Origin of the sequence: Blautia sp. MCC270 (assembly GCF_018785605.1) — a bacterium.
GTDB classification, from domain to species: Bacteria; Bacillota; Clostridia; order Lachnospirales; family Lachnospiraceae; genus Blautia_A; species Blautia_A fusiformis.
The window spans coordinates 37,103-56,314 of record NZ_WQQD01000015.1 but is presented as its reverse complement, the minus strand read 5'-3'; the positions used below and the strand labels follow the sequence as shown (position 1 = coordinate 56,314).

15 protein-coding genes are annotated in these 19,212 nt (G+C 46.2%); 3 read left to right on the top strand and 12 right to left on the bottom strand.

Annotation, left to right across the window (positions count from 1 at the left end; genetic code table 11):
- Window positions 1-169 precede the first annotated feature (169 nt).
- Entirely contained in the window at window positions 170-2,437 is a 2,268-nt protein-coding gene (gene glgP / locus GPK58_RS05115; protein WP_215638316.1) for a glycogen/starch/alpha-glucan family phosphorylase, read from the bottom strand.
- Between the two features lie 215 nt (window positions 2,438-2,652).
- Window positions 2,653-3,570 carry an AraC family transcriptional regulator gene (locus tag GPK58_RS05110; RefSeq protein WP_092068528.1) on the bottom strand — a complete coding sequence of 306 codons (918 nt, stop codon included), beginning with the start codon at window positions 3,568-3,570 and terminating at the stop codon, window positions 2,653-2,655.
- Between the two features lie 285 nt (window positions 3,571-3,855).
- Here GPK58_RS05110 and GPK58_RS05105 point away from each other — a divergent pair, with 285 nt between their 5' ends.
- Together GPK58_RS05105 and GPK58_RS05100 are read left to right on the top strand one after the other, a co-directional pair.
- Entirely contained in the window at window positions 3,856-5,070 is a 1,215-nt protein-coding gene (locus tag GPK58_RS05105) for an iron-containing alcohol dehydrogenase (RefSeq protein ID WP_092068531.1), read from the top strand.
- Between the two features lie 70 nt (window positions 5,071-5,140).
- Complete coding sequence (locus tag GPK58_RS05100) at window positions 5,141-6,520, top strand: aldehyde dehydrogenase (RefSeq protein ID WP_092068534.1); 1,380 nt, start codon at window positions 5,141-5,143, stop codon at window positions 6,518-6,520.
- A 57-nt stretch (window positions 6,521-6,577) separates the two neighbouring features.
- On the opposite strand, the gene GPK58_RS05095 is transcribed toward GPK58_RS05100, so the two are convergent.
- From GPK58_RS05095 to trpE, 8 genes are all read right to left on the bottom strand, one after another.
- Window positions 6,578-8,671, bottom strand: coding sequence for a glycoside hydrolase family 3 C-terminal domain-containing protein (locus tag GPK58_RS05095; protein WP_215638315.1), 2,094 nt, complete (start codon window positions 8,669-8,671; stop codon window positions 6,578-6,580).
- A gap of 184 nt (window positions 8,672-8,855) precedes the next feature.
- A complete protein-coding gene (gene trpA, locus GPK58_RS05090) occupies window positions 8,856-9,629 on the bottom strand; it encodes a tryptophan synthase subunit alpha (RefSeq protein ID WP_118753063.1) in 774 nt (257 codons plus the stop codon).
- Entirely contained in the window at window positions 9,622-10,806 is a 1,185-nt protein-coding gene (gene trpB, locus GPK58_RS05085) for a tryptophan synthase subunit beta (RefSeq protein WP_118753062.1), read from the bottom strand. Before trpB ends, trpA begins: the two co-directional genes overlap by 8 nt.
- 1 nt (window position 10,807) lies before the next feature.
- On the bottom strand, window positions 10,808-11,440 hold the full coding sequence (locus GPK58_RS05080) for a phosphoribosylanthranilate isomerase (protein WP_330627205.1): 633 nt from the start codon (window positions 11,438-11,440) through the stop codon (window positions 10,808-10,810).
- A gap of 125 nt (window positions 11,441-11,565) precedes the next feature.
- Window positions 11,566-12,360 (bottom strand): indole-3-glycerol phosphate synthase TrpC, encoded by a 795-nt coding sequence (gene trpC, locus GPK58_RS05075; protein WP_215638314.1) that lies wholly within the window; start codon window positions 12,358-12,360, stop codon window positions 11,566-11,568.
- A 129-nt stretch (window positions 12,361-12,489) separates the two neighbouring features.
- Window positions 12,490-13,503, bottom strand: coding sequence for an anthranilate phosphoribosyltransferase (trpD, locus tag GPK58_RS05070; protein WP_118368707.1), 1,014 nt, complete (start codon window positions 13,501-13,503; stop codon window positions 12,490-12,492).
- 57 nt (window positions 13,504-13,560) lie between these two features.
- Window positions 13,561-14,139, bottom strand: coding sequence for an anthranilate synthase component II (locus GPK58_RS05065; protein WP_110102896.1), 579 nt, complete (start codon window positions 14,137-14,139; stop codon window positions 13,561-13,563).
- On the bottom strand, window positions 14,136-15,623 hold the full coding sequence (gene trpE, locus GPK58_RS05060) for an anthranilate synthase component I (RefSeq protein ID WP_173722421.1): 1,488 nt from the start codon (window positions 15,621-15,623) through the stop codon (window positions 14,136-14,138). The genes GPK58_RS05065 and trpE overlap by 4 nt, the downstream gene beginning before the upstream one ends.
- A gap of 530 nt (window positions 15,624-16,153) precedes the next feature.
- Here trpE and GPK58_RS05055 point away from each other — a divergent pair.
- Window positions 16,154-16,831: a GTP pyrophosphokinase gene (locus tag GPK58_RS05055; RefSeq protein WP_015527292.1), complete on the top strand. Its 678-nt coding sequence runs from the start codon at window positions 16,154-16,156 to the stop codon at window positions 16,829-16,831.
- A gap of 17 nt (window positions 16,832-16,848) precedes the next feature.
- On the opposite strand, the gene GPK58_RS05050 is transcribed toward GPK58_RS05055, so the two are convergent.
- Both GPK58_RS05050 and GPK58_RS05045 read right to left on the bottom strand, forming a co-directional pair.
- Window positions 16,849-17,832 (bottom strand): AraC family transcriptional regulator, encoded by a 984-nt coding sequence (locus tag GPK58_RS05050; RefSeq protein WP_092068556.1) that lies wholly within the window; start codon window positions 17,830-17,832, stop codon window positions 16,849-16,851.
- A gap of 214 nt (window positions 17,833-18,046) precedes the next feature.
- Window positions 18,047-19,114 carry a substrate-binding domain-containing protein gene (locus GPK58_RS05045; RefSeq protein WP_022427045.1) on the bottom strand — a complete coding sequence of 356 codons (1,068 nt, stop codon included), beginning with the start codon at window positions 19,112-19,114 and terminating at the stop codon, window positions 18,047-18,049.
- Between the last annotated feature and the right edge of the window lie 98 nt (window positions 19,115-19,212).

Genomic DNA, 19,212 nt, shown 5'->3' with positions numbered 1-19,212 from the left:
ACCAATTTCACAAAAAAAACACCGGCCATTCATCTGTACCATGTCCTGTCCAGGCTGCCAGATCCTCTCTGACATCTCAGCCCCTGTACATATTCCAATGAATGCCGGCGTTTTTATTTTCTATTTTTCTATTTTTCTTCCGAGCCGGAGCAATCTGCCTAAAACCGTTTTATTTCTCCGGTGTCAGATGCCAGATATCTCTGTTGTACTCTTCAATGGTTCTGTCTGAAGAGAAGTATCCTGCTTTTCCGATATTTACAAGCATTTTCTCTGCCCATGCGGTTCTGTCCTCATAATCGGACAGTGCCTGATCTTTCACCTTCGCATAATCCTCGAAGTCAAGAAGAGTCATGAACCAGTCTTTGCTTACGATCTCATGATGCAGTCTTCTTAAATGCTCCTCACTTCCAATAGAAAGAAGCTCGTTTCCTACGATAAAGTCTACTGCACGACGGATGCGCTCGTCTTTCTCATAAAAATCTCTGGAGCAGTAGTCAGCCTTTTCATAGTGTTCGATAACCTGCTCACTGGACTCTCCGAAGATATAGATATTATCCTTGCCTACCAGCTGGCTGATCTCCACATTTGCACCATCCATGGTTCCCAGTGTTACAGCACCGTTGAGCATGAACTTCATGTTTCCTGTTCCGCTGGCCTCCTTGGAAGCAAGAGAGATCTGCTCGGAGATATCGCAGGCAGGGATCAGCTTCTCTGCTGCACTTACGTTGTAGTTTTCCACCATAACAACCTTCATGTACGGGGAAACCTCCGGATCATTGTTGATAAGCTCCTGTAAGCAGAGGAGAAGGTGGATAATATCCTTTGCGATAACGTATGCAGGAGCTGCCTTTGCACCGAAAATAAAGGTTACCGGGCGCTGCGGCTTCTCGCCTGCCTTGATCTTCAGGTAACGGTCAATGATGTAAAGTGCGTTCAGCTGCTGACGTTTGTACTCATGAAGACGTTTGATCTGGATATCATAAACACTGTGTGTGTTGATCTCTTCACCTGTGTTGGCTTTGATAAACTCCGCACATCTCTTCTTTGCATCCTGCTTGATCTTAAGGATATTTGCAAGAACGTCCTGATTTCCCTTGAAGCCAAGCATCTTGTCAAGCTCAAAGGAATCCTTACGGAAGCCGTCACCGATCATAGATGTGATGTACTCTGTCAGCGGATGGTTGCAGTGAAGGAGCCATCTGCGGAAGGTGATTCCGTTTGTCTTGTTATTGAATTTCTCCGGATAGATCTCATAGAACTGATGAAGCTCTGTCTCCTTCAGGATATCGGTATGAAGAGATGCAACACCGTTGATGGAAAATCCGTAGTGTATGTCCATATGTGCCATGTGTACCAGGTCGTTCTTGTCGATGATGGCAAGATTTTCCTGCGGATATTTTGCTTTGATACGCTCGTCCAGCTTGCGGATGATCGGCATCAGATGCGGAACAACCTCCTCAAGATAGGAGATCGGCCATTTCTCAAGTGCCTCTGCAAGAATGGTATGGTTGGTATAAGCGCATACATGAGATACGATCTCGCATGCCTCCTCGAACTCGATTCCACGCTCTGTGAGGAGACGGATAAGCTCCGGAATTACCATACTCGGATGTGTATCGTTGATCTGGATCACTGCGTAATCGGCAAGGTCATGAAGATTGCAGCCTTTTGCTGTTGCCTCATCCAGAATCAGCTGTGCCGCATTGCTTACCATGAAGTACTGCTGATAGATACGAAGCTTTCTTCCTGCATCATCGCTGTCATCCGGATAAAGGAACAGTGTCAGGTTGTGGAGCAGATCCTTCTTATCAAAGGAGATTCCCTCGCCCACAATGCTCTCGTCTGCAATATCAATATCAAAAAGGCGAAGCTTGATCGCTTTGTTCTCATAGCCCGCAACATCAATATCATACAGTGTGGATTTCAGCATAAAGCCCTTAAATGGGACATAATAGGAAACGCCTGCATCTGTAAGCCAGCTCTCCGGCTGGATCCAAGGATTCGGTGTCTCAAACTGAAGATGATCCTTAAACTCCTGTTTGAAAAGTCCGAGGTGATAATTAAGTCCGATTCCTTCTCCCGGAAGTCCCAGAGTTGCAATGGAATCCAGGAAACATGCTGCCAGACGGCCAAGTCCGCCGTTTCCGAGAGATGGCTCCGGCTCGATCTCCTCGATCATGGAAAGCTCTTTTCCGTTTTCTTTAAGATATTTCGCAACTTCATCATAAACGCCCAGATTGATCAGGTTGTTGGAAAGAAGCTTACCGATAAGGAACTCTGCGGAAATATAATAAATTTTCTTTTTTCCATCCTGGTAGCCGCGGCCCTTCAGCTGCTCCTTTGTCCAGGAGAGGAGTCCATGATAGATTTCCTCATTTGTACAATCTTTTACATTTTTGTTATATTTGTCTTCAAATACTTTGCTTAATGTTTCCATTTTGATCTCCTTTCATGGATCTTGATGGGATGAAATATGTTTTTACAAGGTTGTTTGCTTTGTTTTTGATGATATTAGGATATCACGCATTTCTTTTCAAAAATATAACAATCCTGTCATGATATGCAAGATATTTGTCAGACTGTTTTTCACTTTTTACTGTAGCTCTGCATAAAAACATAACCGGTACATATGCGGTTGTTTCGGGATCTGTCTCAGATCTGTCTCATACTCTTCCTGTACTTATGCGGTGAAACCTTATTGGACTGCTGAAATTTCTTTATAAAATAACTTGTACTGTTAAATCCCACCTGCATGGCGATCTCCGTCACAGGTGCATCGGAATGCGTAAGAAGATACTTCGCCTTCTCCATACGGAAGTCATTGATGTATTCCACCAGGGTTTTTCCCGTATACTGGCGGAAAAGCTTCATAAAATAATACTCACTGTAATTGGAAAGTCCGGAAAGCTCTGAAACAGTAAGATTCTCCTGGTAGTGAAGGCTGATATGATCCAGCACTTTCTTTACTGCTGCAAGGCTCTTGTTCTGCTCTGTGCTTACCGGGATAATATAATGCTTCGTCAGCATCTCATAAAAGAAATCAAAGAACAGCATTTTCAACTTCACATAGAAATATGGCTTCTTCTCCGTATGACAGTCATGGATCTCCAGAAAAATTTCCCGTAGCTTCTCATATCCGGAATCTCCTTCTTCTATATGATGGCAGAATTCTGCCTTGTTTTCTATTAATGGTGATACCACACATTCCTGGCAGATATCTCCCGGCTGACCTGCAAGGAAGCCCAGGCTGAAAACCACACTCTTATAATAAAGAGGCTTCTTAAGATCCGTGCGCATACTATGGAGAACTCCGCAGTTCACGATCAGGATATCCCCCTTTTTCAGGCGGATGCTCTCCCGGTTCAGTCTGGCAAAGCCACTGCCTTTTTCAATATACATGATCTCCATCTCACTGTGCCAGTGGTCATACAATGCATGAAAGATCTCACAGTTCGCCATATAGGTTTCCACCGGCAGCTCAAAGGAACCGTGAGGGCTTAATTCTTTTAAATTATCATCCACTTCGGATACATGAAGAGGATTTTTTGCGGATGTGTCTGTTTCTGGCATGATTTCCTCCGTGATCAATATCTATTCTGCGGACATTTGCCTTCCGCTGGATATCCAATCCTTGCATAATGATTCTGTTTGACTCCCTTAGTGTAAAGGATATTTACAACCATGACAATATTATATTTTCCTGTTTTCTTTTTTATGACGTTACGGTTACTCTGTTCTCAGCAACACGCTTCGCGACGCACTTCCATAAACGGCAACCTTGACTTTTCCCCTTCCAACTGCTATATATAATATTTAGAATAAAATAATTTGACTTTAAAAGGAACGAAAACTACCATGAATCCATTAAAAAAAGCTTACTGCCGGGTTTTCCAGAATGTCTTTAAATTCGCCCTTCCACTGCTTCCTTACCGCAATCCGAAGATCATCGGAAGCGTCAAAGGTATTCCGGAAGTTCTGGAAAAAAGAAACTATAACAATGTACTCATCATCACAGATGCAGGGATCCGAAGCCTTGGCCTTACAGAAAGGCTGGAGCAGACACTGAAGCGAAGCTGCATCTCTTACCACATCTACGACAAAACCGTTGCCAATCCAACAACCGTCAATGTGGACGAAGCCCTTCACATGTATCTGGACAATGACTGCCAGGCGATCATCGGCTTCGGCGGAGGTTCCAGTATGGACTGTGCAAAAGCCACAGCAGCCCGCATTGCCAAGCCACACCAGTCTCTTGCTCAGATGAAGGGAATCCTGAAGATCCACAAAAAGCTTCCTCTTCTCATCGCCATCCCCACGACTGCAGGAACAGGAAGTGAAACAACACTTGCTGCTGTCATTACCGATGCAGAAACACGGCACAAATATGCCATCAACGATTTTCCGCTGATCCCACGCTACGCAGTCCTTGACCCGAAAGTGACTTTAAGCCTTCCGCCGTTTATCACAGCTACCACAGGCATGGATGCCCTGACTCACGCAGTGGAAGCCTACATTGGAAATTCCACTACACCTGGCACAAGAAAAAATGCCCTGGATGCTGTCAGACTGATCTTTGAAAATCTGGATACCGCCTACACAGACGGCAATAATATTGAAGCAAGACGAAATATGCTCCGCGCCTCCTATTTCGCAGGCTGTGCCTTCACCAAATCCTACGTTGGATATGTCCACGCAATTGCACATTCCCTCGGCGGAAAATATAATGTTCCACATGGGCTTGCCAATGCAGTGATCCTTCCTATGGTACTGGAAACATACGGAGATTCCATCACTCACAAACTCCGCAACCTTGCCGTAACTGCCGGTCTCTGCGATAAACATGAGGACGATAAAACTGCTGCCCGGATGTTTATTGATGCAATAAAAGATATGAAAAAACGCTATGGCATCGGAGACTATATCCCGGAAATCCAGGAAACGGACATCCCGGAGCTTGCCCATTACGCAGATAAAGAAGCCAATCCTCTGTACCCGGTTCCTGTGCTGATGGATGCCGGCGAACTTGAGACACTGTATTACAGACTGATGCCTCCGGCAGGCAATTGCTAAAACAGCCATTGGCATAGAAAGATTTTTTCGATATTTCGAATACAGTTTTTTCAGAAAGGACTACAATTCCATGGAAAAAGAACAGATCAACCAGCTTTTAGATAAACAGCGCCAGTACTTCTACTCCGGCGCAACTCTTGACCTTGATTTTCGCATCAGCGCCCTGAAACGTCTCCGCGCTTCCATCCGGAAACACGAAGATCAGATCCACGCCGCGCTGAAAAAGGATCTGGGAAAAAGTAATTTCGAAAGCTATATGTGTGAGACCGGACTGGTGCTCTCCGAGATCACACATATGCTGAAAAATATCCGCTCCTATGCAAAAGAACAGACCGTTCCGACTCCACTGGCACAGTTCCATTCCCACAGTTTCCGCAAACCATCCCCCTACGGTGTTGTTCTCATTATGAGTCCGTGGAACTATCCGTTTCTTCTCACCATAGAACCACTGGTAGACGCCATTGCAGCCGGAAACACAGTCATCCTGAAACCAAGTGCCTACTCACCGGCAACAAGCGAAGTGATCCGTCTTCTCATCCATGAATGTTTCGATGAAAAATACGTTGCAACTGTCACAGGCGGACGTGCGGAAAACACACATCTTCTCAGTCTGCACTTTGATTACATCTTCTTCACGGGAAGCCAGTCTGTGGGAAAAGAGGTCATGAGAAAGGCTTCCGAACACCTCACACCAGTCACTCTGGAGCTGGGTGGAAAAAGCCCCTGCATCGTGGACAAAACAGCCAATCTCCGCCTTGCGGCAAAACGTATCGTATTCGGTAAGTTCCTGAACTGTGGCCAGACCTGCGTGGCTCCGGACTACATCTACTGTGATCCGGAGATCAAAGAAGCCCTGGTCGCAGAGCTTCGCAGACAGATCACACGCCAGTATGGAAAAGAACCACTGAAGAACCGGAATTATGGAAAGATCATCAACGAAAAGCATTTCGACCGTATCAACAGTCTGATCGATCCTGCCAAAACTGTCTGCGGCGGTGGTTCCAACCGTGAAACACTTCAGATCGAGCCGACGGTTCTTGATAACGTAACCTTCGAAGATCCGGTCATGCAGCAGGAAATCTTCGGCCCGGTACTTCCGGTCCTCACCTATGACTCTCTCGGAGGTGCCGTAACAAAGATCAATTCCATGGCGCATCCGCTGGCTCTTTATATCTTCACCGAAGATGAAAAAAATGCCCGGGAAGTTACTTCCCGATGTGGTTTCGGCGGTGGCTGTATCAACGATGTCCTCATACATCTGGCAACCAGCAATATGGGCTTCGGCGGCTTTGGTGAAAGCGGCATGGGATCCTATCATGGCATCGACGGCTTCCGGACATTCTCTCATTATAAGAGTATTGTAGATAAAAAGACCTGGATCGATCTTCCTATGCGGTATCAGAAATATCGGAAGATTTATGAAAAAATGGTACGGTTGTTTATGCGGTAGATATGAAGGGAGGGCGCTGCCTGATGCATCGCCCTCCTGTTACTTTAGATTTTCTTATTATTTTTCCCAGATGATCTTTACCGGCATGATCCCGGTCAGTTCTTTGCTTTTTTCATCCGGCTGGCTGCAGCCTGCATAAATTTCAAATTTCTTTCCTTCTTCCATCCGTTTTCCTGTTTCATCTACTACGGTGAATGCTTTTTCCCATATTGGGATTTCTATTTTCCGGCATTCTCCCGCCTTCAGGAATATCCGCTGAAAACCGGCCAGCATCGGATTGGGAATGGCATTTTTGCTGTCGATATTTTTTACATAGATCTGAACAACATCCTCTGTATCATATGCGCCGTTATTCTGCACTTCTACCTCCACGTTTATCTTCTGTTCACATGTTTTGACCTCTGCTTTATCTACTGCCACCTTACTGTACGTCAGACCATATCCAAAAGGAAACTGTGCTTTTCGTTCCATATAGCGATATGTTCTGCCTTTCATGGAATAATCGGTAAAATCCGGAAGTTCTTCCAGGCTTTCATAAAATGTCACCGGAAGTTTTCCTGATGGCGAGATTTCTCCAAACAGTACCTTTGCCGCTGCCTTCCCGCCCTGGCATCCAGGGTACCACAGCATCATGACTGCATCAAATTTCTCTGCCGCATATTTCAGATTAAGATCACTTCCTGCCAGCAGACAGAATACTACCGGTTTTCCGGTATCTGCGATCGCTTCCATCAGTTCTCGCTGTACTCCGGGAAGTTCAATATCTTCTTTATCTCCCGATACATAGCTGTTTCCGGTGTCTCCCTCTTCTCCTTCCAGTGTCTCATCCAGGCCCATACATAAGATCACCACATCGCTGTTTTCTGCAACCACCTTGGCTTCCGCAATACGATCTCTGGTAAACGCAAGGTGCTCCGTCCGGTCTCGGAACAGATCACAGCCTCTGGAAGTAAGGATCCTTACATCGTCTCCCACATAATCCTGGATGCCTTCCTGTATGGTAATATACCTGGAAGCTGTCCCATGATAATTGCCGATCAGCGCCTGTCTGCTGTCCGCATTTGGTCCGATGATCCCTATTGTTTTCAGTTTTTCTTTATCAAGCGGAAGAATCCCGTTATTTTTCAGCAGAACAAAGCTTTTTTCCGCTGCTTTCTCCGCTGCATCCAGATGCCTGGGAGATTCTACCTCCATGTAGGAGATATTGTCATATTCGCTTCCATCAAACAACCCCAGCAGATACCTTGTGGTAAAAAGCCGCACTGCTGCCCGGGTTATGGTTTCTTCTGTGACAAGCCCCTTTTCGTATGCCTTCATAATGTGAAGATAGGTATTTCCACAATTCAGGTCACAGCCATTATTAATCGCCAGTGCTGCAGATTCAACGGCTGTATCCGTTACCATATGGTGTTCATGAAAATCACGGATCGCCCAGCAGTCTGATACAAAATGCCCCTGAAATTTCCATTCGCCTCTGAGTTTTTTCTGTAATGTGGGACTTCCGCAGCAGGGTTCCCCGTTTGTCCGGTTATAAGCTCCCATAACCGCTTCTACTTTCGCTTCTTTTACCAGACCTTCGAATGCCGGCAGATACGTTTCTTCCATATCTTTTGCGGATGCTTCCGCATCAAATTCATGACGGAGTGCCTCCGGCCCGGAATGTACTGCAAAATGTTTGGCACAGGCTGCTGCCTTCATTGTATCCCCATTTCCCTGAAGTGCTTTTACAAAGGAAACTCCCAGTTCTTTTGTAAGATACGGATCTTCCCCATAAGTTTCATGGCCTCTACCCCATCGTGGATCACGGAAAATATTGACATTAGGAGACCAGAACGTCAATCCCTTATAAATATCTCTGTCACCGTTTACGGAATATGCATTATACTTTGCTCTGCCCTCTGTTGCCACGATACCGGCCATCTCTGCCACACTTTTCCGGTCAAAAGCTGCCGCCATTCCGATTGCCTGTGGAAAAACCGTTGCCTGCCCTGCTCTGGCAACACCGTGAAGTCCCTCATTCCACCAGTTATACGCCGGAATTCCCAATCTTTTTATTGCAGGTGCATCGTACCTTAACTGACTGGCTTTTTCCTCCAGAGTCATCCTGGCAACCAGCGCTTCTGCTTTCTTCATTGCTTCTTCCCGATTCATCCCCAATTTCCTCCTCACCTTTTTTTATATCATCTATCATTTGGTCTCTGACTGTCAAGTAGATATTTCCTGCAATTTTTCCGGCCTCTGTTCAGAGCAGGAAAAAATCTGCTTTACCCTTTCTTTGGGATAAAGCAGATTTTTATTACACTTTGTGATCTGTGTTTCAATTTCAGCCGGGAACTTATCTGATCGCATCCTTCATCTTTTTCACATAAGCCTTCACCTTCGGCACGCAGTCTTTGCCGTAGGCACCACAAAGCTTCACGATCGCAGATCCTACAATGGCACCGTCTGACTGATCTGCCATTTTTTTTGCCTGCTCCGGTGTGGAGATTCCGAATCCTACTGCACATGGAATGTCTTTCTGGGCTTTTACTAATTTCACCATAGCTCCGATATCTGTGGTAATGCTGGTACGCATTCCTGTTACACCAAGGGAAGATACGCAGTAAACAAAGCCTTCCGCCTCTTTTGCGATCATGGCGATCCGCTCATGGGAGGTCGGTGCGATCAGGGAGATCAGGTCAAGGCCGTACTGTTTACACACAACATCAAACTCTTCTTTTTCCTCAAACGGAACATCCGGAAGGATCAGTCCATCCATTCCAACTTCCGCTGCTTTCTTGATAAAACGCTCTGTTCCGTAAGAAAATACTACATTTGCGTAGGTCATGAATACCATTGGGATTTTTGTATTTTTACGGATTTTTTCTACCATTGCAAAAACTTTATCTGTAGTCACGCCACCTGCAAGTGCCCGGACATTAGCTTCCTGGATCACAGGTCCCTCTGCGGTAGGATCTGAGAACGGGATCCCAAGCTCGATCAGATCTGCTCCTGCTTCTTCCATTGCATAAACCAGCTGCTCTGTTACCTCCAGAGACGGATCTCCGCAGGTTAAAAAAGGAATAAATGCTTTTCCGTTTGCAAATGCTTCTGTAATTCTCTTATTCATGAATATCCTCCCCTCTGTAGCGGGCAATTGCCGCACAGTCCTTATCTCCACGTCCTGAAATGGTAACTACCATGATCTTGTCCTTTCCAAGTGTCGGTGCGATCTTTTTCGCATAGGCCACTGCATGGGCACTTTCGATCGCAGGAATAATTCCTTCTGTTCTGGAAAGATATTCAAAAGCATCTACTGCTTCGTCATCTGTAACAGGAACGTACTCTGCTCTTCCGATATCATAAAGGTGTGCATGCTCCGGACCTACGCCCGGATAATCAAGGCCTGCGGAGATGGAGTATACCGGTGCGATCTGTCCGTATTCATCCTGGCAGAAGTAAGATTTCATACCATGGAAGATTCCGAGACGACCGGTTGCGATGGTTGCCGCAGTCTCCGCAGTATTTACGCCACGTCCTGCTGCCTCACAGCCAATGAGACGAACGTCTTTGTCCTCAATGAAATTGTAGAAGGTTCCGATAGCATTGGAGCCACCGCCCACGCAGGCCAGGACAACATCCGGAAGTCTTCCCTCTTTTTCCAGCATCTGTTCTTTGATCTCCTTGGAGATCACGGCCTGGAAATCACGTACGATGGTCGGGAACGGGTGCGGGCCCATAACAGATCCCAGTACATAATGGGTATCTGCAATACGGTTTGTCCACTCACGCATGGTCTCGGAAACGGCATCCTTTAAGGTTGCGGTTCCGCTTGTGACTGCATGGACTTTTGCTCCGAGAAGACGCATTTTGTAAACATTCAGTGCCTGACGTTCCGTGTCTTCTTTTCCCATGAATACCTCACATTCCATTCCCATCAGTGCTGCTGCGGTTGCAGTTGCAACACCGTGCTGGCCGGCTCCTGTCTCTGCGATGACACGGGTCTTGCCCATTTTTTTTGCCAGGAGCACCTGACCAAGTACGTTGTTGATCTTGTGGGCTCCTGTGTGGTTTAAGTCTTCTCTTTTCAGATAGATCCTGGCTCCGCCAAGGTCCTCGGTCATATGTGCCGCATAGTAAAGACGGGATGGTCTTCCTGCGTATTCATTGAGAAGCTCTGTGAGCTCACGGTTGAATTCCGGATCGTTTTTGTAATGGTTGTATGCTTCCTCAAGCTCCAGAACGGCGTTCATCAGTGTTTCCGGGATGTACTGTCCGCCATGGATGCCGAATCTTCCTTTTGACATGTTATATTTCCTCCTTTATGTTCCTTACTGCGTATACTGCTTCTAATATTTTATCCGGGTCTTTGTGACCGTCGGTTTCTACACTGCTACTTAAATCTACTGCCCAGGGGTGAAGCAGATGTATGGCCGATTCCAGATTTTCACAGCCCAGACCTCCTGCCAGAAACCAGGGACGTTTGATCGCCGGTACCAGACTCCAGTCGAAAGTTTCTCCTGTTCCTCCTGCGCCCTGATCCAGCAGAATATAGTCTGCTTCCGAACGGATCGCTTTCTTTATATCTGCTTCTGTTTTTATGGAAAAAGCCTTTATCAGAAGCTGGTCTGTCATGGTCTTAAGCTGTCTGATATAATTCTTGTCTTCCTGTCCGTGAAGCTGTGCCAGTGCGATGGTTCCTTCATTTAAAAGCTGTGCGGGAAGCTCCACCGGTGCATTGACGAATACGCCTACCGGCAAAATGCTATCATCCATTTCTTCCCGGAGAGCCTTCAATTGCTCCACGGTAACGTTTCTTCTGCTTTTTGGGAATTCTACAATGAATCCTGCAAAGTCCGGTTTAGCCTGGTTAACTGCCTGGATATCTTCCGGGCGGGTCAGGCCGCAGATCTTGATTCTGGTTCTGCTCCCATGTTTCAACGGTTGTTCTCTCATATTCTGCCAATTCTGCCCTTTCTGTCTGACGACCCTGCCCCTTCCTGTTTCGTTACTATTTGCTGCTGGTCAGCTCTGTTACTTATTTGCTCTATTCTTTCGTTTGGCCTTTATACAAGCGCTCCACCATTCAGATTTTCCAATGCTGCTTTCTTATCCGGGCTTCGCATCAGGGTCTCACCGATCAGGACTGCACCTACCCGGTTTCTTTCCAGGATAGCGATATCACCTGCGTTTTTGATTCCGCTCTCAGACACAAATACCACATTGTCCGGTGCCAGGTTTCGAAGACGGATGCTGTTATTCATATCAACCTTAAAGGTTTTCAGGTCACGGTTGTTTACACCGACGATCTTTGCACCTGTCTTTAATGCTCTTGCCACTTCATTCTCGTCATGAGCTTCCACCAGTGCATCCATTCCCAGAGTTTCAGCAAGCTCTCGGTATTCCAGGAGTTCCTGGTCATTTAAGATAGCACAGATCAGAAGTACAGCCGATGCGCCGAATGCTTTTGCCTGATAGATCATGTACTTATCCACCGTGAAGTCCTTCCGAAGGACCGGAATATCCACTGTTTCTGTGATCTCACGGAGATAAGTATCACTTCCCATGAAATAAAATGGCTCTGTGAGGCAGGAGATCGCAGATGCACCTGCTGCCTCGTATTCTTTCGCAATTTCCAGATACGGAAATTCCGGTGCAATCAGCCCCTTGGAGGGGGAAGCTTTTTTTACTTCACAGATGTAGGACATACCCGACTTTTTCAACGCTTCCAGAAAGGACGGCTGCTGTGGTGCTTTTTCTGCCAGGGTTTTCAGCTGATCCAGGGGAAACTGAAGTTTTTCCTTCCGGATACGTTCTCTTGTTTTTTCTGCGATTTCCTCCAGAATGTTTTTTTCGTTCATTCTTTGTTTGTCTCCTTGATATTTCAGTTCAACTCTCATTCGGCAATTTCAAGAAGTCTGACAGATTAATGTTTCCGTTCGTATCTCTTCCGATAGGGATTGCCGATTTCTCTTCTGCCGCTATTATTTTCAAATCTCGTTACTTAATTTGATAAATTCCGCAAGCTTAGCAGCAGCTGCACCACTGTCGATCAGGTTTTCAGCCTTTCTTACGCCGGCTTCCAGGCTCTCTGCCTTTCCGGCGATATAAAGTGCTGCACCTGCGTTCATGCAGACCGCCTGACGCTTCGGGCCTTTTTCGTTTCCGTTTACAATGGCTTTTGTGATCTCTGCGTTCTCTGCCGGTGTGCCGCCTGCCAGATCTTCTTTGCTGCAGCGTGTATAGCCGAACTGCTCCGGTGTGATCTCATAGGACTGGAACCATCCGTCCTTGATCTCGCACACAGAAGTCGGTGCGCTCATGGAGATCTCATCCAGCTTATCCTGCCCGAAAACTACCATTCCGCGGTTCACGCCAAGCTTCATCATAACCTGTGCCAGCGGCTCTACCAGAGACTGGTCAAAGACTCCCATCAGCTCCATGTTTGCGCCTGCCGGGTTGCTTAATGGTCCGAGGATATTAAATACCGTGCGGATTCCCAGCTCTTTACGGATCGGTGCCACATATTTCATGGCAATATGATAATTCTGGGCGAACAGGAAACAGATGTTGATCTTTTTCAGGATCTCTGCACTTTTTTCCGGCGGGATGGTGATCTTTACGCCAAGTGCTTCCAGAACATCTGCTGCACCGCTCTTGGAAGATGCTGCACGGTTTCCGTGTTTTGCTACCGGAACGCCACCTGCTGCGATTACAAGAGAAGATGTCGTGGAAATGTTAAAGGAGTTTGCTCCGTCACCACCGGTTCCTACGATCTCCAGAACATTCATATCGTGGAGAAGCTTGATGCAGTGTGCACGCATTCCGGCTGCTGATGCAGTGATCTCATCAATAGTCTCTCCTTTCAGGGAAAGTGCAGTAAGGTAGGATGCCATCTGTACCGGTGTTGCCGCTCCGTCCATGATCTCATTCATTACGGCTTCTGCTTCGTCATATGTAAGATCTTCTTTTTTTGAAAGCTTGATGATTGCTTCTTTGATCATTGTTGTTTCCTCCTGTTCTGTAACGATTCTATCTTTTATGGATTGCTGTTCTCTGTCTTATCTGTCTCTGATAACCTTCATAAAGTTCTCGATCATTGTTTTTCCATCCGGTGTCATAACAGATTCCGGATGGAACTGTAATCCGAATATCGGATATTCTTTATGCTCCAGTGCCATCGCCTCTCCGTCCTCAGACTCAGCGGTAACAACCAGTTCCTCCGGTAAGGTATCCCGGATAGCTGCCAGTGAGTGATATCTGGCTGCCGGAAAAGTTTCCGGAAGTCCTTCAAACATCCGGCTCTTTCCAACTTTATGTATCTCTTTCTGCTTTCCGTGCATCAGCTCTTTTGCGTAGGATACTGTCCCTCCGAAGGCTTCACAGATGGACTGATGTCCAAGGCAGATACCCAGGATCGGCAGCTTGTCTTTGAAATATTTTATGGATTCAATACAGATTCCCGCATCCTCCGGTTTTCCCGGACCAGGGGAAAGGATCAATGCCTCCGGCTTCATGGCCTCCAGCTCTTTGATGGTCACTTCATCATTTCTTACCACTTTGATATCCGGCTTCACAGAACCGATCAGCTGGTAAACATTGTAGGAAAAGCTATCATAATTATCGATCAGTACTATCATTCCAGTCCCTCCTGTGCAGTTTCGATTGCCTGTACAACGGCTCTTGCCTTGTTGCAGCACTCCTGAAATTCACTTTCCGGAATACTGTCTGCTACGATCCCTGCTCCTGACCGGATACAGATCTCACCGTTTTTCTTATAAACCAGGCGAATGGCAATACATGTATCCAGGTTTCCGGCAAAATCCAGATATCCGATAGCACCGCCGTAAATACCTCGCTTGCTCTGTTCCAGTTCCTGGATGATCTGGCAGGCACGGAATTTCGGTGCTCCGGAAAGTGTTCCTGCCGGAAGGATGGCATCCACTGCATCCACCGCATCCCTGTCATCCCGGATCTGGCCGGTAACTGTGGAACCAATATGCATCACATGAGAAAAACGCTCGATGCACATATATTTTTCTACGTTCACGGTACCGATCTTACTGATCTTTCCGATATCATTTCGACCAAGATCCACCAGCATATTATGCTCGGCACGTTCCTTCTCATCAGCCAGGAGTCCTTTTTCCAGCGCCAGGTCCTCTTCTTTTGTCTTGCCTCTTGGTCTTGTTCCTGCAAGCGGGAAGGTACTTAATTCTGTTCCTGCAAGCCTGGCAAGTGTTTCCGGGGAGGCTCCTGCAATCTCAATATCATCACTGGAAAAATAAAACATATACGGCGAAGGATTGGTAGCCCTGAGAACACGGTATGTATTAAACAGACTTCCCTCTGCTTTCGCTCGCATCGGATTGGAGAGCACCACCTGGAAAATATCTCCTTCGTGGATGTAATGCTTCGCTTTCTCAACCATCTCACAGTATTTTGCTTTCGGGAACTGCGGCTCAATGGAAGATTTCAGTTTCAAAGACGGAAATTCCTTCTGTTTTCCGTTTCGGATCAGATCTGTCATCTCTTCTAATTTTGCTTCCGCCTTCTGATAGGAATTTTCCGGATCATCCGTCATCACACCGGTGATCAGAAGCACCTTCTGTCTGTAATGGTCAAAGGCGATCACCTGGTCAAAAAGCATCAGATCCATGTCCCGGAAATCCTGTACTGTCTCGTCGGTAAGCTCCAGCTTCGGCTCGCTGTACTTAATATAATCGTAGGAAAAATATCCTACCAGACCTCCGGTAAAGGTCGGCATATTTTCCAGCACTGGGCTTTTGTATTCTTTCAGGATCTCCCGAATAGCATCTCCCGGATGCTTCACCTGCTGTACGGTTTTTTCTTCAGTTCCGTCCTCATGGATCCTGCGGATCTGAAGCTTTCCGTCTGTACAGGTGATCTCCATGGATGGCTCATATCCCAGGAAGGAATAGCGTCCCCATACCTCTGTCTGGCTGGCACTTTCCAGAAGATAGCAATGTCTGCTGGCTGTGCGTAAGGTCCTCATGACTTCTACGGGTGTATAGCGGTCGGAATACAGCTCTCTGCATACAGGGATTCGCCGGTATTCGCCTGACTGTGCGAGTTCTTTGATTTTTTCTAATGTTGGATACATATACAGGCCCTCCTGAGTTTTTCATTCCTTACCGGAGGACGGGACATTCGTGATCTGCATTCGCTGCTTGCTCATGAAATCAAGAAAAGCCCGTCTCCGACAGAATCTGGTTCTGTCAGGGACGAGCTCTAAATTCAAAATCACCCGCGGTGCCACCCTGATTCACGGTCTGACCCGTGCACTTGGCGGAATACCTTCATATTCCCGGCAACTGACGTATGCCCTCACGTCACAGAATACTTGATACCCGAAAATATCTTTCCCTGTGCCCTCTGCGGTCCATTTGATAAACTGCCTCTCGACCCGGCTCTCACCCTCCCGGACTCTCTGTGCGCGCATGAATATCTTTATCTCCGCTTCAACGGTTTAGTGGTTTAGTGGTTTACTTAATTAAACTTTTTCTATAAAATAGCACAGCTTTTCTGATATGTCAATACAAATGTTGAAAAAAATATCATTTTGTTCTATAATTGTATGAAAGTAATTGTTATAAATATTACATAAGAAAGGAGTTTCACCAGAAAAACACTATGGCTGAAAGAAATACAAACACCTGGCTGGATACCCCCGATCCACAGGTTTTTATCAAAAATTCCGCAAAATTTAATGATCTGATGATGATGTATCGATGTACGGTCCGTGAGGTACGCACCAAGCTGGAAGTCCTCAACGATGAATTTTCATTGGAATATAAACGTAACCCGATCTCCTTCATCAAAACAAGGATCAAAAAGCCGGAAAGCATTTACAAAAAGCTCAAAAAGCTCGGCTATGAGTTTACTGCGGAGAATATTCAGAATCAGCTGAATGACGTGGCAGGCATCCGTGTTGTCTGTGCCTTTATCGATGATATCTACACTATTGCAGACCTGATCACCAGGCAGGATGACATTACCGTCATCCAGGTAAAGGACTATATCAAAAATCCAAAGCCAAACGGCTACCGCAGTTATCACATGATCGTGGAAATCCCCGTATTCTTCTCCAAGGGAAAAACTCCCATGCGTGCAGAGATCCAGATCCGTACCAACGGTATGGATTTCTGGGCAACTCTGGAGCATCAGCTGCGTTACAAGCAGAATATCGAAGAAATGGACGGTTATGAGGATGTCAGCAATGAACTGCTGAACTGCGCCCGCACTGTGATCGATATGGATAACGAAATGCAGCGGATCAAAAACAAGATCGGACAATTCCATGATATTTAAAAAAACAGGTGAGGCTGTTACAGCCTCACCTGTTCTTTCTCACTGTTTTTCACCCGGAACGCCCGTGGTGTCATGTGATAATGTTCCTTGAATACCCGATGAAAATAACTGTTATTTTCATAGCCTACAGCCGCAATGATGTCACTGACAGGCAGATCTGTTTCACACATCAGCTCTACAGCCTTGTTCAGACGTTTTCTCTGAAGAAGTTCCTTGAAATTAAACCCTGTGCTTTTCTTGATCATCTTACTGAGGACATGCATGGGAAGATGCAGACGACCACAAAGCTCCGTCAGCGTAGCAGTCCGGTATTTCTGTTCAATATAATCCAGTGTTGTCATAGAGATCATATTTTCGTACTGATTGGGCAGACGCATCTCCACATACTGCACCGATTCTATCAGATACATGAATATCAGGCCCATTGTGGTCTGATTGATCCGCTCTCTGTTCTCCTCACCGTTTACAAGAGAATAGATGATATTTTCCAGAAGATTCTGGATCTGCAGCACTTCCGCAACCTTAAAATGAAGATATTCCCCACGCTCTTCATCCTGTCGCAGGACATTCACCAGAAAATCTGCCAGCATATTGTCATTGCCCGCCATGGAATAGGCCACATCAAAAAACTCCGGCAGCACCATAAAATTGATCGCAATATCATTCTGCCCCGCTTTCAGAATCTCATGCTTCGTAAACTGATTGAGAAAAAGCAGCTCGCCTTTGTTAACTATGACTTTTTTTCCGTCAATGATATTAGTCAGAGATCCCTCACACACATACAGCACTTCCACAAAATTATGCCTGTGAGCCGGAAAATACACAAAACGGGTGTGTGTACGCACAGCGATCAGCCTGCCTTCTTTCAGCATTTTACGGCTGTCCACAGTAAAGTCCCGACCGGATGTGTAGAGATCTCTATCCACCTCTGCTTCTCCATCCAGGATTTTTCTCTCTTCCTCTGTGATCTTTCTCAGCTGATCCAGTAATGCCTGCTGCATGTGTTTTGCTCCTTCATCTGTTCATGGTTTTCTATTCTGCTGTCCTCATTTTAACACCGCAGCCATAAGAGTACAACCAGAATCAAAAGACTGAAATTTTTTCGGAAACCTTCTATACACCAAATTCAAATATACGAAACAAGGCGGAGTCCGAAGACTCCGCCTTGTCCCAAAAGGATTTATCATATGATTATACAGTCAATCTGAGGATTGATTAGTACAGCTTAGCCATCTCCTCGATGTTGCTTGTATCGAATTTCAGAGGTGCACCAAGAACAACCTCTGTACCGCCGTCATCTGCCTCTGTTACTGTGTAGTCACCAAGGTCACCAGCTGTGAATTTGTCATCTTTAGCACCTGTGATGTCTTCGTTGATCAGAGCGATTGTTGTGTAAGCACTGAGTTTTCCAAGGCCCTGCATATCCCACAGATAGAAGTATGGGCAGGAATGAGAATCATCATCACCTGTGTACTCCTGCATCTCGGATGGAAGTCCAAGACCTGTCAGCTTGCAGGAAGATCCGTTATCCTGAAGATATTTAGCAGCTGCTGCGATACCAACTGTTGTAGGTGCGCAGATAACCTTCAGATCCTTGTAGTTCTGAAGAAGAGCTGCTGTCTGGTCTGTGGATTTCTGCGGCTCATCATCACCGTATACAACGTCTACAAGCTCAAGCTTGCTGTATTTGTCATCGCCTTCCATGATGGTCTTCATCGCGTCGATCCATGCGTTCTGGTTAGCGGACTGAGATGTAGCGGAAAGGATAGCGAACTGTCCCTCACCACCGGAAATATCAAGAACTGCATCCATAAGTGCCTGAGCAACTTCTTTTGTACCAGCCTGGTTTACGAAAATCTCACGGCTGTCTTTGTTCGGTGCGGAGTCGAAGGAAGATACCTTGATTCCCTCATCCATAGCTTCCTCAAGCTTAGCCTGAAGAGCGTTAACATCGTTAGCGGAGATACAGATTGCATCGAAGTCCTGAGAAATCAGGTTGTCAAGAACCTTGATCTGCGCATCAGCTGTAGCTGTCTCAGGATAAACGACCTGAACCTCGCCGCCTTCAGCCTCTACTGTCTCCTGGAAAGATTTCGCTGCGATCTCGAAGAATGCATTACCGGCTGCTTTACCAACCAGAGCGATCTTTTTGCCTTTTGCAGAATCGCCAGCTGCTGCTTCTGTCTTAGTATCTTCGGATTTGTCATCTGCTGCAAGAACCGGGCAAACTGTACCAAGAACCATTGCTCCACAAAGGATTGCGCTAATTACCTTTTTTTTCATTGTTGTTCCTCCCTATAAGAATATAATTTTTTTATATGCTACTGCCTCCGCTACACCAATGGAGGCAGCTAACAATCATATGAGTTTCAAAAGTGATA